We start from the raw sequence: 14,160 nt of genomic DNA, 5'->3' as shown, positions 1-14,160 counted from the left end.
GATGGATCTCCGTGGGAGAAGGAGCGGTGTTCGGTGCGTGCGATCGGCGTGCGGGGTGGCGGGTCATGTGGCGGAGCCACCTGGGCCGCCACCCCGTGCGTCGAGCGTGCGTGCCGGGCGTCGCGACGCCGCGGAGATCCATCAGGAGGCCCTGGTTACGCTCCGGCCGTGCGGAAGACGCGTGTGCCCACTGTCACGGCGAGTGCCGAGAAGCCGAGGGCCACCAGCGCGCCGTACAGCATGTGGGCGGTCGTGTACGAGCCGACGTACGCGTCCCGTACCGCGTCCACCAGGTAGCGGAACGGCACGAAGTGGGACAGGACGTCCAGCCAGGCCGGCGCCAGCGTCATCGGAAGCATCAGGCCGGACAGCAGCATGGACGGCATGGTCAGGGCATTGATCATCGGTCCGAACTCCTGCGGCGTGCGGACCTTGAAGGCCAGCGCGTACGACAGCGACGCCAGCGAGACGGTCAGCAGGGCCACGAAGGCGAATCCGATCAGGATGCCGGGCAGCGGGGCGCGCAGGCCCATCAGTACCGCAGCGAGCACGAGCAGCACGGCCTGGAAGACGAAGACCGTCGCGTCGCGCAGGACGCGGCCCAGCAGCAGCGCGAGACGGCTGACGGGCGTCACGCGCATCCGCTCCACCACGCCCTGGCCGTTCTCGATGATGACCGCGAATCCGGCGAAGGAGGCCCCGAACAGGCCCAGTTGCAGCAGCAGGCCCGGGACGAGCACCTGCCAGCTGGTGCCGCGGGAGCCCAACGGCAGACGCGTCAGCAGCGGCCCGAAGAACAGCAGGTACAGCAACGGCATCAGTACGCCGAAGAGCAGGGCGAAGCGGGAGCGCAGGGACTGGCGAAGGTAGCGGCCGTAGATGAGGCCGGTGTCGTGGAGCAGCATGTCTTCCGGATTCCTATACGGCTACGGGGGTCGCGTCGGCCGGGGAGGGCCCGCGGCCGGTGATGGCGAGGAAGGTGTCCTGGAGGCTCGCGTCGATCGAGCCGCCGTACCGGAGCTTGAGGGCGCTCGGCGTGCCCTCGGCCACGACCACGCCCTGGTCGACGACGACCAGGCGGTCGGCGAGGGCGTCGGCCTCGTCCAGGTAGTGGGTGGTCAGGAAGACGGTGGTGCCGTCCTCGGCGCGCAGCCGGCGGACCAGGTCCCACAGGTCGGCCCGGCTGCCCGGGTCCAGGCCGGTCGTCGGCTCGTCGAGGAAGAGCACGTCCGGGCGGTGGGTGAGGGCCATCGCGATGTCGAGGCGCCGCCGCTGACCGCCGGAGAGTGCGCCGCACTTGCGGTCGAGCAGGTCGGCGAAGCCCAGGTCGTCCGCCAGTTCCCGGGCCCGGGCGGCCGCCCGGGCCTTGGTCAGGCGGTAGAGGCGGCCCTGGGTGACGAGTTCCTCCCGGACGCCGATGTTCGTGTCGACCCCGCCCGACTGTGCCACGTATCCGCACGCGCGCCGCACTCCGGCCGGATCGGTCGCCAGGTCGCAGCCGGCCACCGAGGCGGTGCCCCCGGTCGGCGCGAGCAGGGTCGTGAGCATGCGCAGGGTGGTGGTCTTGCCGGCGCCGTTCGGGCCGAGGAAGCCGAGGATCTCGCCCTCGCGGACGGTGAGGTCGACCCCGCGCACGGCCTCCACCGGGCCGCTTCTGGTCTGGAAGGTGCGGGCCAGTCCGGCCGCGCTGATGACTGCTGTCATGCCGCCCAGAAAAACAGAGTCTCTGAAAATTTGCAATGTCCCCAAAATTTGAGGGAACCCAGGTACGGTTACGATGCGGGCATGACGGAAGGGCTCAGGGAGCGGAAGAAGCGGCAGACCCGGCAGTACATCTCCGATGTCGCCACGGGCCTGTTCGTCGAGCGCGGCTTCGACGCCGTGACGGTCGCGGAGATCGCCGCGGCCGCCGATGTCTCCGTCAACACCGTCTACAACTACTTCCCGGCGAAGGAGGACCTCTTCTTCGACCGTTCCGCCGGGGTGGTCGACCGGCTGGCCCGCTGGGTGCGCGGGCGGCACCAGGGCGAGTCCGCCGCGGCCGCCGTCCTGCGGGAGCTGCGCGAGGAGGTCGAGGCGGTGTCGCCCCGGGTCGGCCTGATCCCCGGGTACTCCGCCTTCATGCGCGTCATCGAGGACGCGCCCGCGCTGCGCTCCCGGCTGTGGGCGATCGGGCAGGAGGTCCAGGCCAACCTCGAAGGCGCCCTGCGCGAGGAGACCGGCGCCGCGGCCGACGACCTGATGCCCGAGCTGATCGCCGGTCAGCTCGGCTGGGTGCACAGTACGGTCATGGCGGTCATCGGACGCGAAATGGTCAAGGCGCGCGATCCACGCGAAGTCTCCCGGGAGGTACTGGTCCTCCTCGACGACATGGAGGACCTGTTGAGCGAGCGGGTCCTCAACTACGCCGTGCGGGGCGCTGAATGACCCGTGCCGACGCGGTCGCCTGACGGGACGTGACGGTTGTCTCACCCCCTGAGACCGTGACACGCATTACTTACCGGGTCTCCCGGACGCTCCCGGCGCTAGGGTCCGGCCAAGAGGCATACCTGAACAGCGTGTAAGGGGAGCGGAGTGGCACGGAAACTTGCCGTCATCGGTGCCGGCCTGATGGGTTCGGGCATCGCCCAGGTCGCCGCCCAGGCCGGCTGGGACGTGGTCCTGCGTGACGTCACCGACGAGGCGCTGGACCGTGCCGTCGGCGGCATCCAGGCCTCGTACGACAAGTTCGTGAGCAAGGGGAGGCTGGAGGCGCACGACGCCGACACCGCCCTGGCCCGCATCACCACGACCACCGACCTGGACGCGGTCGCCGACGCGGACGTCGTGGTCGAGGCCGTCTTCGAGAAGCTGGAGGTCAAGCACGAGATCTTCCGTGCGCTCGACAAGATCGTGCGCCCGGAGACCGTCCTCGCCTCCAACACCTCCGCCATCCCGATCACCAAGATCGCGGCGGCCACCGAGCACCCCGAACGGGTCGTCGGTGTCCACTTCTTCTCGCCGGTGCCGATGATGCAGCTCGTCGAGCTGGTCCGCGGCTACAAGACGAGCGACGAAACCCTCGCCACCGCGCGGGAGTTCGCCGAGTCCACCGGCAAGACCTGCATCGTCGTCAACCGGGACGTCGCCGGCTTCGTGACGACCCGGCTGATCTCGGCGCTCGTCGTCGAGGCCACCAAGCTCTACGAGTCGGGCGTCGCCACCGCCGAGGACATCGACCTGGCCTGCAAGCTGGGCTTCGGTCACGCCATGGGCCCGCTGGCCACGGCCGACCTCACCGGTGTCGACATCCTGCTGCACGCCACCGGCAACATCTACACCGAGTCGCAGGACGAGAAGTTCGCCCCGCCGGAGCTGATGCGCCGGATGGTTGACGCAGGTGACATCGGACGCAAGAGCGGGCAGGGCTTCTACACGTACTGAGACATCGGTCCCCGGATGCTTCACCCTCTGGGGTGAATTCGGTATCGGTTCGCTTACAGATGGCAACCTCTGACCGGTGAACGCCGTCAGAGGTTGCATCGACGGACAGCACTTTTCACGGAGTAGGACACGCACTCTCGGGGAGCGCATATGTACATCAGGGGCGACCACGCCGAGCTGGTCGTCGGGGGCCGCCTCGACGTCCGCAGCGCGGCGGACGCCCGCACGGTCCTGCACACGGCCGTCGACGACGGAGTCGGCGACCTGGTGCTGAACCTGTCCGAGCTGGACTCCTGGGACGCCACCGGACTCGGCGTGATCATGGGGGCCCACCGGCGGGCCGGCCGCTGCGGCCGCCGCCTGGTGCTGCGCGGGGTACCACCGCAGATGCAGCGCCTGCTGGTGGCCACCCGGCTGCACCGGATCCTGGCGATCGAGGGGGGCATCGGAGTGGAGTCGCTGCCCCGGGTGTGACACCGCCCCCGGCGGGTACCGGGTCATCGGCCCACGTCAGGTGCAATCCTCATGAGACTGTGACGTCTCGGACGGCACGGCACCCCGGGCTGTCGTAGATACTGTGCCAAGGTTTAAGGTTCGGTCGCCCGCTGCCTTGCCACCCTTCGAGCGCGGGCCCGGACCAGAAGCGACAGCGCAGTGTGCAACAGGCCGGGAGGGGCCGGTATGCACGGCACACGACGCTTTTGGGGGGCTAGGAACCTATGGACCCGATCAACCCGGGACCCGAGGCGTACGGCCATGACGGCGACGGCACCACGCCGCGCCAGCGCCCGCCCAGGGAATCCCTGACCAACGACTTCGGCCAGAGCGCACCGCCGCTCGCCCGCACGGCGCGGCTGGTCACCGGCGACTTCCTGCTGACGGTGAACCCGGTCGACGGCAGCGAGATAGAACCCTGCCCGCCGACCGAACGCCCCGCACGACCCGAGAAGCGCACCGCCGCCGAGCGCGCCGAGTACGAGCGCGCCGCCCGGCCGCCGGTACCCCCCGGCCCCGCCCGGCCCGAGCTGCCGCTCCTGGAGCGCCAGGACGACCGCGAGCGGCTCGTACGCCTCCTCGCCCGCGGCCGCTCCGTACGCCTCACCGGCCCCGCGGGCTCCGGCCGCACCGCGCTCCTCGACCTGGTCGCCGACGACTGCTCCGACCTCGCCCCCGACGGCGTGGTCCGCCTCACGGGCTTCCACCGGGCACCCGACGACCTCCTGCGCGACCTCTTCCACGCCGTCCACAAGGCGCCCGAGTACCGCCCGGACCACGAGGAGCTCCTCGAACTGGTCCGGGACATCGGCGCGGTCGTCGTCCTCGACGACCTCGAGTTCGGCGGCGCCGGGCTCGACGAGCTGATCGACGCAACCCCCGAGTGCGCCTTCCTGCTCGGCGCCACCCCGGACGTACCGGCGCCGTCCGCCGACTCCGCCGTCGAGGAGGTCGTCCTCGGCGGCCTGGACCGGGCCGGGGGAGTGGACATCCTGGAGCGCACGGTCGGCCGGGTGCTCAGCGAGGAGGAGGCCAACTGGGCCGGCGACCTCTGGTTCGAGTCCGAGGGCCTGCCCCTGCGGTTCGTCCAGGCCGGCGCGCTGCTGCTCCAGCGCGACCAGCGGCGCGCCAGCACCGGCGCCGTCGACGAGTTCGGCGTCTTCGAGGACGCCCTGCCGACCGACGCGCCGATCGACACCGAGGCCGTCGAGGAGGCACCGCTGCCCTCCCTCGGCGAGGCCGCCGCGCCCGCCCCGCTGCTCGCCGCCCGCCTCAGCGCCTCCGCCCGCGCCACCCTGCGCTTCGCGGTCGCCCTCGGCGGCGAGGTGCCGCACCAGGCGCATCTGCCGGCCCTCGTCGGCGACACCCACGCGGACGCGGCCCTCGGCGAACTGGCGGGCTGCGGACTGGTGTCCCCGGTGGGCTCCCGCTACCGCCTCGCCTCGGGCGTCCAGCAGCAGCTGGAGGCCGCGGGATACGCCGACGACATCGAGGCCCAGGCGCTCGCCGCCGCCCGGCACTACGCCTGGTGGGCCGGGCACCCGTCGGTCACCCCCGAGCGGGTCTGCGCCGAGGCCGACGCGATCCTCGCCGCCCTGGCGGTCGTGGTCCCGGCCACGGTGCCGCCCGCGGAGGGCGAGGAGTCCACGCCGGTACGACTGGCCCGTACGGCCGCCCCCGCGTTCGCCGCGGGGCTCCACTGGAGCGCCTGGGAGCGCGCCCTGCGGGCCGGGGCGGAGGCCTCCCGGCTCGCCGGTGCGGTCGGCGACCAGGCCTACTTCCACCACGAGCTGGGCATACTCGCGCTCTGCGGCGGCCTGCTCGACCGGGCCCGCGCGGAACTGGAGGCGTCGATCGGACTGCACGGCGCGCTGTCCGACAAGCGGGGCACGACGGCCGGCCGGCGGGCGCTGGCCCTGGTCGCCGACCGCTCGGGCGAGGTGCTGCCCGTCCTCGCGGCGATGTCGGGCGACGAGGTCCCCGACGCCCGGCACGAGGAGTCCATATCCCCGGCGGGCGGGGTCACCAGGCCCTTCCCGGCCGTGCACTCCCCGACCTCGGACACGTTCGTCACCCCACGCGTCGAGCAGCAGCCGGTACGCCGGGGCGGTGTCGCGGGGCTCGGCCGGATGGCCCGCCGCAACCTGGTGGCGGTCGGCTCGGGCGTCCTGCTCACGGCGGTCCTCGGCACCGTGGTCGGCCTCGGCATGACCTCCCATGACAACGCCGACAACCCGTCCAACAACGTCAGCGTCAAGCCTTCGGCGAGCGAGGGCACGGGCGACGGGAGCACGGGGGCGGACCCGGGGCAGAGTTCGGGCACGTCGAACCAGGGCGCCCCGACGACCAGGCCGACGAACCCCGGCCCGGACGGCACCCTGGGCACCTCGGACGACCCGACCGCCCCGACGGACACGGCGACACCGTCGGCCACGCCGAGCGGGACGAAGGGCACGTCGGGCGGCGGCACGACCCACGTGCCGTCCACGTCACCGATCCCCACGAGGTCGACTTCGCATTCGCCGTCCGCGAGCCCGTCGAAGTCGACCACGCCGTCCACTTCGGCGCCCCCGTCGGACTCGACCTCGCCGGTGCCGTCCGACACCCCGTCCACGACGGACAGCGCCAGCGGTCCGGTCTCCGACTCCCCGTCCGTCACCACGTCCAGCGCCTCCGAGAGCGTCACCCCGGGCACCTCCACCGGCACCGTCATCTGACCCACGCCCGAGGGCCGGCCCCCGCTTCGGAGACCGGCCCTCAGCCGTACCCGGCGCTCACCGGTGTCCGCCGCTCACTTTCGAACCGCCGCGACGGCGCTCAGTCCCCACGGCGGTGGCCGGCGGTGCCGCACCGGCCTGAGCGGGTTCGGCACCGCCGGTCCGCACCCCCGTGGTGGAGCGCCGTCGCGGCGGGCTCGGAAGCGGGCGTACCCGGCGGGCTCGGGGGTTCAGAACAAGCGCAGTTTGTCGTCCTCGATGCCTCGGAGGGCGTCGTAGTCGAGGATCGTGCAGCCGATGCCCCGGTCGGTCGCCAGGACCTTCGCCTGGGGCTTGATCTCCTGGGCCGCGAAGATGCCTCGGACCGGGGCCAGGTGCGGGTCGCGGTTGAGGAGTTCCAGGTAGCGGGTGAGCTGTTCCACGCCGTCGATCTCACCCCGGCGCTTGATCTCGATCGCCACCGTCTGCCCCTCGGCGTCGCGGCAGAGGATGTCCACCGGGCCGATCGCGGTCATGTACTCGCGCCGGATGAGCGTGTAGCCGTCGCCGAGCGTTTCGATGCGGTCGGCCAGCAGCTCCTGGAGGTGCGCTTCCACGCCGTCCTTGATCAGCCCCGGATCCACGCCGAGTTCGTGCGAGGAGTCGTGCAGGACCTCCTCCATCGTGATGATGAGCTTCTCGCCCGCCTTGTTCACGACGGTCCAGACGCCTTCCTCGTCACCGCTCCCCTCCTTCAGCGTGCACGGCGGCGACATCCAGTTGAGGGGCTTGTAGGCCCGGTCGTCGGCGTGGATCGAGACGCTGCCGTCCGCCTTGACCAGGATCAGACGGGGAGCCGAGGGAAGGTGGGCGGTGAGCCGGCCGGCGTAGTCGACGGAGCACCGGGCGATGACGAGACGCATGGTCGGCAACGCTACTCGACGCCCCGCCCTCCACGCGATTCGCTCGCGCACCAGCGCGACCGGAGCCTGACGGGACGCCTGCACACCTCTGCTCAACTCTGGCCGATTGTGTGCCTAAAGGGACCGTCGCATATACGCAATCTCCTGGTGGGGTCACCGTCCGTTGCCTACCGTAGTGAACGGGAGGTCGCGGTGTGTGTACTCAGCGTGTTCGGTATCGCGAACCCCCTTTATCTGTCCGGCAACCCCTGCTGTTCGGGGGTGCGAGAGGAGAACCCATGTCGCTCGACGTCTCACCGGCCCTACTCGAACAGGCCGAGCGAGGCGAGGTCGACGAAGCAGAATTCGTCGACTGCGTCCGGACCTCCCTGCCCTACGCGTGGGAGATGATCAGCTCCCTGGTGGCCCAGCTGAAGGTGGACGGCGGACAGTTCGCCGACAACCAGACGCCCCCGCCGGACGAGCAGGCACGCGGTCAGCTGTTGCGTGCGCTCGCGAGCGACGCCATACGCGGCGCCCTGCAGCGGCACTTCGGTGTGCGGCTGGCCTTCCAGAATTGCCACCGGGTTGCGGTGTTCCCGCTGGACGCCTCGGTCGACGAGACGCTGGCCCGCTTCACCTCGGTGCGCAGTCAGCTGCTCAACCAGTCCCCGGAACTCCGGGACTGCTGACGCGGTGTTCCGCCACTGCTGAGGCAGTGAGCCGCTTGCTTGCCGCTCCGGACGCGGGAGGTGCATCAGAGTCACTGGAGCGGCAAGCTCCCCGCGGCGGCCGGGTCACCTGAGGTGGGGGAGTACCTCGGTGCCCAGCCGTCGTACGTTCTCCTCCGTGGCCGCGAGATCCCCGGAACCCTCGGTCAGCAGGGCGAAGCGCGAGATGCCGGTCCGCTCGGAGGTCGCGGCGAGCCGGTCGGCGCAGAGCCGGGGCGTGCCCACCGGGTGCAGTCCGCAGAGCAGTTCGGTGTACGCGAGCGGGTCGCGCATCGAGCGCATCCGGCCGTCCACCGTCACATGGGCCTCCAGCCCCTGCTTCAGCCAGCCGGGCATCGCCTTGGTCAGCGTCTCGGCGGCGTCGGTGCGGCTGTCGGCGATCTGGCAGACGCCGGCCGACACGTGGGCCGCCCCCGCGATCTCGTCGCCGGACCGTCCGGCCGCGCGCGCGTGCTGCTTCCACAGCCCGACCATCTCGGCCTTCTCCTCGTCCCCCACGTGCATGCCGAGCAGCATCGGCAGCCCGCGTTCGGCGGCCAGCCGGACACTCGACGGCGAGGTGCAGGCGACCACGACCTCGGGGCCGGGAGCCTCCGTCAGGTCCTCCGTGAGCGCCTCGGACGGGCGGGGTACGACGGGGACCTCGCGGAAGGAGAAGCGCGGTCCGTCGGCCGACACGGCAGGTTCGCGCAGCCAGCGCGTCAGCAGATCGAGTGATTCGGGGAAGCCGTGCTCGTACGCCTCCAGCCCGGAGCCGAACACCTCCAGGTCCACCCACGGTCCGCCCCGCCCCACACCGAGCGTGAAGCGGCCGCCGCTCGTCACATGGAGCAGCGCGGTCTGCTCGCCGAGGGCGACGGGGTGCACCGTGGGCAGCACACTGACCGCCGTGCCGACCCGCAGCCGCCGGGTGCGGCCCAGCAGCAGGGCCGCCAGCGTGATGGCCGAGGGGCACGTGCCGTACGGCACGAAGTGGTGCTCGGCCAGCCAGACCGCGTCCAGGCCGGCCTCTTCGGACACCTCCGCCGTCCGCACCGCCCGGTGCAGGGCCTCCCCCTGGCCCTGGCCCGGGAACTGGGCGGCCAGCACAAAACTTCCTACGCGCATCGCTTTCCTGCTTTCCTGGCTCCTACCCGGAGCTCCCCCACCGGGCATAACCGTCCGACACGTGCCGAGGACACGGTCTGGCGGAAAGATTTCCGTATTGTCGGGAGAATGGGTCGCCCTGAAGGGGGACTTGTGCGGGTTGGCGCCCTACGCGTACCCCTGTGCGCGCGTCGTAGGCTGAACACAGCCCGTGCTTCCTGTATAGCCCCGAGAGGTGTCCCGTGTCCCCGCGTCGCAACCGACCCAAGGGCCCGAACGCAGCGGCCTCGTCCGGCCGGAGCGCCGAGGACGACCGCGCGGACCGCTACGGCGGCTGGCAGTCCACGGAGAGCTGGCAGGGCGAGGAGTGGAGCGTACGGCATGTGGCGGGCGCCAGCGCGCTCGGCAAGACGTACCGCTGCCCGGGCTGCGACCAGGTGATCCCCTCCGGGGTGCCGCACGTGGTGGCCTGGCCGGAGCACTCGGGCGTCGACGAGCGCCGGCACTGGCACAAGGCCTGCTGGAACGCGAAGGACCGCCGCACCACCCGGGTGCAGCGGTCCCGCAACGCGCCGAAGTTCTGAAGCCTGTCGCCGAAGTCCCGCTACACGTCCCGCTTCTCGAGCAGCAGGCAGGCGCCGCCGAAGGTCACGGCGGTCACCACCAGCATGATCCACAGCGGGTCCCAGCCCGACGGGCCTTCCCGGCCGAGGGAGTTGGAGTAGAAGACGCTCAGCTGGTTCGGGATCGAGTACTCGAACAGGGCCGTACGCACCTTCTCCAGCGACTGCGAGAACATGAACAGCGCGATCACCAGCGGGGCGAGCAGCACGCCGATCATGATCGTGATGGCGCCCGCGGAGTGCCGGATGATCGAGCCGACGAACAGGGAGACCAGCCCCAGCAGCGCCATGTAGAAGCTGACGCCCACGGTCGCCTTCAGCCAGTCCGAGTTCGTCGGGGTCCGCGCTCCGGTGTCGCTCAGCATCGAGGCATGGGCCATGGCGACGAACGTGCTGGCCGCGAGCGTGACCACGAAGGCGACCGCGAAGAAGACGATCGCCTTCGCCGCGAGCACCCGGATCCGCGACGGGCAGGCGACCGTCGTCGTACGGATCATGCCGGTGCCGTACTCGGAGGCGGTGGTCAGCACGCCCAGCGTCATGATGCACATGCTGCCGATCAGCAGTCCGAAGAAACCGATCGACAGCGGGTTCTCCCCGCTCATGTCGGAGGACGACGAGGCACTGCTGACCACGGCGCCGGCCAGCAGGCCGATGCCGACCACCAGGACCACGAAGACACCGAGCGTCCAGATCGTCGACCGCACCGACTTGATCTTCGTCCACTCGGAACCGATCGCGTGCCCGAGGTGGGTGCGCACCACCGGGATCGGCGAGGTGTAGCCGGGCTGCGGGCCGCCGGGTGCCGCCTGCCACTCGGGCGCGGCCGGGGCCGTCTGCGGCGTCGCGGGCTGGTGGGTGCTCATCGGGCGTCCTCGGGCTTGGTCAGGTCGGCGGGGGCGGAGGAGGGAGCGGGTGCGGCCGGGGGAGCGGGTGCCGGGGCGGCCGGCGGCGCGGGTGCCGGGACCGGCCCGGGTGCGGGGGCCGCGTAGGGGTTCTGGGCGCCGTAGGGGCCCTGGAGGACTTCGGGGGCGCCGTACGGACCCGCGGGTGCCCCCGGGGCGCCGTACGCCCCGGGGAAGGGCCGGCCGCCCTGCGGGGGCGGCGGGGCGTACCAGCCCGGCTGGCCCTGCCCGGGCACCGGCATCGGCGGCTGCGCGCCCGGCGGCAGCGGCGGCTGGAAGCCGGCCAGCTCGTCGGTGGTGGACCGGTAGTCGACGGCACCCTGCGTCATCCGCATGTACGCCTCCTCCAGGGAGGCCTGATGCGGGGACAGCTCCCACAGCCGTACGTCCGCCCCGTGCGCGAGGTCGGCGATGCGCGGCAGCGGCAGGCCGGTCACCCGCAGCGCGCCGTCCTGCTCGGGCAGCACGTGGCCGCCGGCCTCGGTCAGCGCCGAGGTGAGCTTCTCGCGCAGCTGCGGCTCGGTGTCCGGGGTGCGGACTCTCGCGAAGTCGGCCGAGTTGGCGGAGATGAAGTCGGTCACACTCATGTCCGCGAGCAGCTGGCCGCGCCCGATGACGATGAGATGGTCGGCGGTCAGCGCCATCTCGCTCATCAGGTGGGAGGAGACGAAGACCGTACGGCCCTCGGCCGCCAGGGACTTCATCAGGTTGCGCACCCACAGGATGCCCTCGGGGTCGAGGCCGTTGACCGGCTCGTCGAAGAGCAGCACCTGGGGGTCGCCGAGCAGCGCGGCGGCGATGCCCAGGCGCTGGCCCATGCCCAGCGAGAACCCCTTGGAACGCTTGCCGGCCACGTCCTGGAGGCCCACCACGCCGAGCACCTCGTCCACCCGGCGGGCCGGGATCGCGGACAGCTGGGCCAGCGAGAGCAGGTGGTTGCGGGCGGACCGGCCGCCGTGCACGGCCTTGGCGTCGAGCAGCGCGCCGACCTGACGGGCGGCGCTGGGCAGCTTGCGGTACGGGTAGCCGCCGATGGTGACCGAGCCGGCGGTCGGGTTGTCCAGACCCAGGATCATCCGCATGGTCGTCGACTTGCCCGAGCCGTTGGGCCCGAGGAAGCCGGTGACGGCTCCGGGCCGTACCTGGAAGGAAAGGTTGTACACGGCGGTCTTGTCGCCGTATCGCTTGGTCAGGCCGACAGCCTCGATCATGCTCCGCACCCATCGAAAGGATCTGGACAGCAGGGCAGACGCCCCCGTAAGGGTTAGGAGGATATCCGGGCGTTGACGGTTCCCACCAAGATCTGGCAAAGCCGGACGGTCGTCCGGACGGTCACTGGGCGTCCCGCTTCCTCAGCAGGAGGTACCCGCCGGCCAGTGCGGCGGCCACCCACAGCCCCATGATCCCGAGCCCGCCCCAGGGCCCGTAGGGGACGTCGTCGCCGACTCTCGGTACCACCTGCATGACGTGGCCGCCCGCCTGGTCCGGCAGGAACCGGCCGATCTTCTTGGTCGCGTCGACGTTGCCGAGGATGTTGGAGATCAGGAAGAAGAACGGCATCAGGATGCCCAGCGACAGCATCGGCGAGCGCAGCATCGTGGCCACGCCCATGGAGAACACCGCGATGAGCGTCATGTAGAGCCCGCCGCCGACGACGGCGCGCAGCACCCCCGGGTCACCGAGGTACGCCCGGTGCGGGCCGAGCATCGCCTGCCCGAGGAAGAAGGCGGCGAAGCTGGTCACCATGCCGACCGCCAGCACCAGGGCCGCCGCCACCCCGATCTTGCTGAACAGGAAGGTGCCGCGGCGCGGCACGGCGGCCAGCGAGGTGCGGATCATGCCGGTGCTGTACTCGTTCGACACCACCAGCACCCCGAAGACGATCATCGCGAGCTGGCCGAGGGTCATCCCGGCGAAGCTGATGTTCGTGGGGTCGAAGGAGAGCCGCTCACGCGCGGGCATGGAGCCGAACTGGCTGTTCGCCAGCGCGGAGAGCAGGGTCCCGAGCGCCACCGTGACCACGAGGGCCAGGGACAGCGTCCACACCGTGGACGCGACCGACCGGATCTTGGTCCATTCGGACCGTACGACCTGGCTCACGACCGCCATCTCACGCCTCCTTGTCCCAGCCGGCCCCCCAGCCCCGCGGCGCCGGGGGCGAGTCGGCGTGCGCGTGGTACTCCACCGTCTCCGCGGTCAGTCGCATGAACGCCTCCTCCAGCGAAGCCTGCTGGGTGCTCAGTTCGTGCAGCACGATCCCGTGCTGTGCGGCCAGTTCCCCGATCGGTTCGGCCTTCCCGCCCTCGGCCTCCAGCGCTCCGGTGCCCGTCTGCACGACGGTGATCCCGGCCTGGTGCAGCACGTCGAGCAGCCGCTCGCGCTGCGGGGAGCGGACCCGGACGTACGACCGTGAGTTGGCCCGGATGAAATCCGCCATGGAGGTGTCGGCGAGCAGCCGGCCCTGCCCGATGACGACGAGGTGCTCGGCGGTCAGCGCCATCTCGCTCATCAGGTGGGAGGAGACGAACACGGTCCGCCCCTGGGCGGCCAGCGATTTCATCAGGGTCCGGATCCAGTGGATCCCCTCCGGGTCGAGGCCGTTCACCGGCTCGTCGAACATCAGGATCCGGGGGTCTCCGAGCAGCGCCCCGGCGATCCCGAGCCGCTGCCCCATCCCGAGCGAGAACCCCTTGGCCTTCTTCCTCGCCACGGCCGTGAGCCCGACGGTGTCCAGCACCTCGGCGACGCGCGCCTTCGGGATGCCGTTGCTCTGCGCGAGGCACAGCAGGTGGTGGTAGGCGCTCCGGCCGCCGTGCACACCCTTGGCGTCGAGCAGCGCCCCCAGGTACGTCAGCGGGTCCTTGAGCTCCTCGTACCGTCTGCCGTCGATCCGTACCCGGCCGGACGTGGGATGGTCGAGTCCGAGGATCATCCGCATGGTGGTGGACTTCCCGGCGCCGTTCGGTCCGAGGAACCCGGTCACGACGCCGGGCCGCACGCTGAAGGTGAGGTCGTCGACCGCGGTCTTGTCGCCGTAGCGTTTGGTCAGGCCCGCCAGCTCGATCATGCGGTCACGCTATGACCGGGGCGCGGGGCCTGCCACTTGAACGGCTCCCTGAGGGTGTGCGGGTGGAAATCGGGGGAGCGGCGCCGCGGGTGCGGACAGCATGGCCGGGTGCGGGCTGTGGGTGGTTGCTCGCGCAGTTCCTCCCCCAGCCTTCGGCCGGGGGGACCCCCAGCGCCCCTGAAGGGGCGCCAGGTGGACGCCCCTTCAGGGGCGCGGGGAACTGCGCGACCAG

14 protein-coding genes are annotated in these 14,160 nt (G+C 71.4%); 6 read left to right on the top strand and 8 right to left on the bottom strand.

Annotated features, from left to right (window positions below):
- Nucleotides 1-155 precede the first annotated feature (155 nt).
- Together AB0958_RS41630 and AB0958_RS41625 are read right to left on the bottom strand one after the other, a co-directional pair.
- A complete protein-coding gene (locus AB0958_RS41630; RefSeq protein ID WP_366895695.1) occupies nucleotides 156-905 on the bottom strand; it encodes an ABC transporter permease in 750 nt (249 codons plus the stop codon).
- A gap of 13 nt (nucleotides 906-918) precedes the next feature.
- Nucleotides 919-1,704, bottom strand: coding sequence for an ATP-binding cassette domain-containing protein (locus tag AB0958_RS41625; RefSeq protein ID WP_366895694.1), 786 nt, complete (start codon nucleotides 1,702-1,704; stop codon nucleotides 919-921).
- A gap of 81 nt (nucleotides 1,705-1,785) precedes the next feature.
- On the opposite strand from AB0958_RS41625, the gene AB0958_RS41620 reads away from it, so the two are divergent.
- The 4 genes from AB0958_RS41620 to AB0958_RS41605 all read left to right on the top strand — a co-directional run bounded on the left by AB0958_RS41620 (nucleotide 1,786) and on the right by AB0958_RS41605 (nucleotide 6,635).
- Nucleotides 1,786-2,427, top strand: coding sequence for a TetR/AcrR family transcriptional regulator (locus tag AB0958_RS41620; RefSeq protein WP_366895693.1), 642 nt, complete (start codon nucleotides 1,786-1,788; stop codon nucleotides 2,425-2,427).
- 147 nt (nucleotides 2,428-2,574) lie between these two features.
- Complete coding sequence (locus AB0958_RS41615; RefSeq protein WP_366895692.1) at nucleotides 2,575-3,423, top strand: 3-hydroxyacyl-CoA dehydrogenase family protein; 849 nt, start codon at nucleotides 2,575-2,577, stop codon at nucleotides 3,421-3,423.
- A gap of 150 nt (nucleotides 3,424-3,573) precedes the next feature.
- Nucleotides 3,574-3,897: an STAS domain-containing protein gene (locus AB0958_RS41610; RefSeq protein WP_366895691.1), complete on the top strand. Its 324-nt coding sequence runs from the start codon at nucleotides 3,574-3,576 to the stop codon at nucleotides 3,895-3,897.
- 245 nt (nucleotides 3,898-4,142) lie between these two features.
- On the top strand, nucleotides 4,143-6,635 hold the full coding sequence (locus tag AB0958_RS41605) for an ATP-binding protein (RefSeq protein WP_366895690.1): 2,493 nt from the start codon (nucleotides 4,143-4,145) through the stop codon (nucleotides 6,633-6,635).
- Between the two features lie 230 nt (nucleotides 6,636-6,865).
- On the opposite strand, the gene nucS is transcribed toward AB0958_RS41605, so the two are convergent.
- Nucleotides 6,866-7,537 (bottom strand): endonuclease NucS, encoded by a 672-nt coding sequence (gene nucS / locus AB0958_RS41600; RefSeq protein WP_366895689.1) that lies wholly within the window; start codon nucleotides 7,535-7,537, stop codon nucleotides 6,866-6,868.
- A 278-nt stretch (nucleotides 7,538-7,815) separates the two neighbouring features.
- Between nucS and AB0958_RS41595 the strand changes: the two genes are divergently transcribed.
- A complete protein-coding gene (locus tag AB0958_RS41595) occupies nucleotides 7,816-8,208 on the top strand; it encodes an SCO5389 family protein (RefSeq protein ID WP_046734776.1) in 393 nt (130 codons plus the stop codon).
- Between the two features lie 105 nt (nucleotides 8,209-8,313).
- Here AB0958_RS41595 and AB0958_RS41590 read toward each other — a convergent pair whose 3' ends face one another.
- Complete coding sequence (locus AB0958_RS41590; protein ID WP_366895688.1) at nucleotides 8,314-9,354, bottom strand: LLM class flavin-dependent oxidoreductase; 1,041 nt, start codon at nucleotides 9,352-9,354, stop codon at nucleotides 8,314-8,316.
- A gap of 221 nt (nucleotides 9,355-9,575) precedes the next feature.
- Between AB0958_RS41590 and AB0958_RS41585 the strand changes: the two genes are divergently transcribed.
- Complete coding sequence (locus AB0958_RS41585) at nucleotides 9,576-9,917, top strand: ATP/GTP-binding protein (protein WP_366895687.1); 342 nt, start codon at nucleotides 9,576-9,578, stop codon at nucleotides 9,915-9,917.
- A 20-nt stretch (nucleotides 9,918-9,937) separates the two neighbouring features.
- Here AB0958_RS41585 and AB0958_RS41580 read toward each other — a convergent pair whose 3' ends face one another.
- The 4 genes from AB0958_RS41580 to AB0958_RS41565 form a co-directional block, all read right to left on the bottom strand.
- Nucleotides 9,938-10,822: an ABC transporter permease gene (locus AB0958_RS41580; protein ID WP_366895686.1), complete on the bottom strand. Its 885-nt coding sequence runs from the start codon at nucleotides 10,820-10,822 to the stop codon at nucleotides 9,938-9,940.
- Nucleotides 10,819-12,072 (bottom strand): ABC transporter ATP-binding protein, encoded by a 1,254-nt coding sequence (locus tag AB0958_RS41575; RefSeq protein ID WP_366895685.1) that lies wholly within the window; start codon nucleotides 12,070-12,072, stop codon nucleotides 10,819-10,821. The genes AB0958_RS41580 and AB0958_RS41575 overlap by 4 nt, the downstream gene beginning before the upstream one ends.
- A 121-nt stretch (nucleotides 12,073-12,193) precedes the next feature.
- Nucleotides 12,194-12,970 (bottom strand): ABC transporter permease, encoded by a 777-nt coding sequence (locus AB0958_RS41570; protein WP_366895684.1) that lies wholly within the window; start codon nucleotides 12,968-12,970, stop codon nucleotides 12,194-12,196.
- 1 nt (nucleotide 12,971) lies between these two features.
- Complete coding sequence (locus AB0958_RS41565) at nucleotides 12,972-13,928, bottom strand: ABC transporter ATP-binding protein (protein ID WP_366895683.1); 957 nt, start codon at nucleotides 13,926-13,928, stop codon at nucleotides 12,972-12,974.
- Between the last annotated feature and the right edge of the window lie 232 nt (nucleotides 13,929-14,160).

Origin of the sequence: Streptomyces sp. NPDC006655 (assembly GCF_040703965.1) — a bacterium.
In the GTDB taxonomy this organism is placed as follows: Bacteria; Actinomycetota; Actinomycetes; order Streptomycetales; family Streptomycetaceae; genus Streptomyces.
Note: the sequence above shows the minus strand (reverse complement) of the source record. Positions and strands in the feature narration are given on the sequence as shown.

What these genes read in the sequence shown, in the direction of transcription:
- AB0958_RS41575 (WP_366895685.1), bottom strand. Translation starts at nt 12,072, where the DNA reads ATGATCGAGGCTGTCGGCCTGACCAAGCGATACGGCGACAAGACCGCC.
- AB0958_RS41620 (WP_366895693.1), top strand. Translation starts at nt 1,786, where the DNA reads ATGACGGAAGGGCTCAGGGAGCGGAAGAAGCGGCAGACCCGGCAGTAC.
- AB0958_RS41605 (WP_366895690.1), top strand. Translation starts at nt 4,143, where the DNA reads ATGGACCCGATCAACCCGGGACCCGAGGCGTACGGCCATGACGGCGAC.
- AB0958_RS41570 (WP_366895684.1), bottom strand. Translation starts at nt 12,970, where the DNA reads ATGGCGGTCGTGAGCCAGGTCGTACGGTCCGAATGGACCAAGATCCGG.
- AB0958_RS41595 (WP_046734776.1), top strand. Translation starts at nt 7,816, where the DNA reads ATGTCGCTCGACGTCTCACCGGCCCTACTCGAACAGGCCGAGCGAGGC.
- AB0958_RS41625 (WP_366895694.1), bottom strand. Translation starts at nt 1,704, where the DNA reads ATGACAGCAGTCATCAGCGCGGCCGGACTGGCCCGCACCTTCCAGACC.
- AB0958_RS41590 (WP_366895688.1), bottom strand. Translation starts at nt 9,354, where the DNA reads ATGCGCGTAGGAAGTTTTGTGCTGGCCGCCCAGTTCCCGGGCCAGGGC.
- AB0958_RS41580 (WP_366895686.1), bottom strand. Translation starts at nt 10,822, where the DNA reads ATGAGCACCCACCAGCCCGCGACGCCGCAGACGGCCCCGGCCGCGCCC.
- AB0958_RS41610 (WP_366895691.1), top strand. Translation starts at nt 3,574, where the DNA reads ATGTACATCAGGGGCGACCACGCCGAGCTGGTCGTCGGGGGCCGCCTC.
- AB0958_RS41565 (WP_366895683.1), bottom strand. Translation starts at nt 13,928, where the DNA reads ATGATCGAGCTGGCGGGCCTGACCAAACGCTACGGCGACAAGACCGCG.
- AB0958_RS41630 (WP_366895695.1), bottom strand. Translation starts at nt 905, where the DNA reads ATGCTGCTCCACGACACCGGCCTCATCTACGGCCGCTACCTTCGCCAG.
- nucS (WP_366895689.1), bottom strand. Translation starts at nt 7,537, where the DNA reads ATGCGTCTCGTCATCGCCCGGTGCTCCGTCGACTACGCCGGCCGGCTC.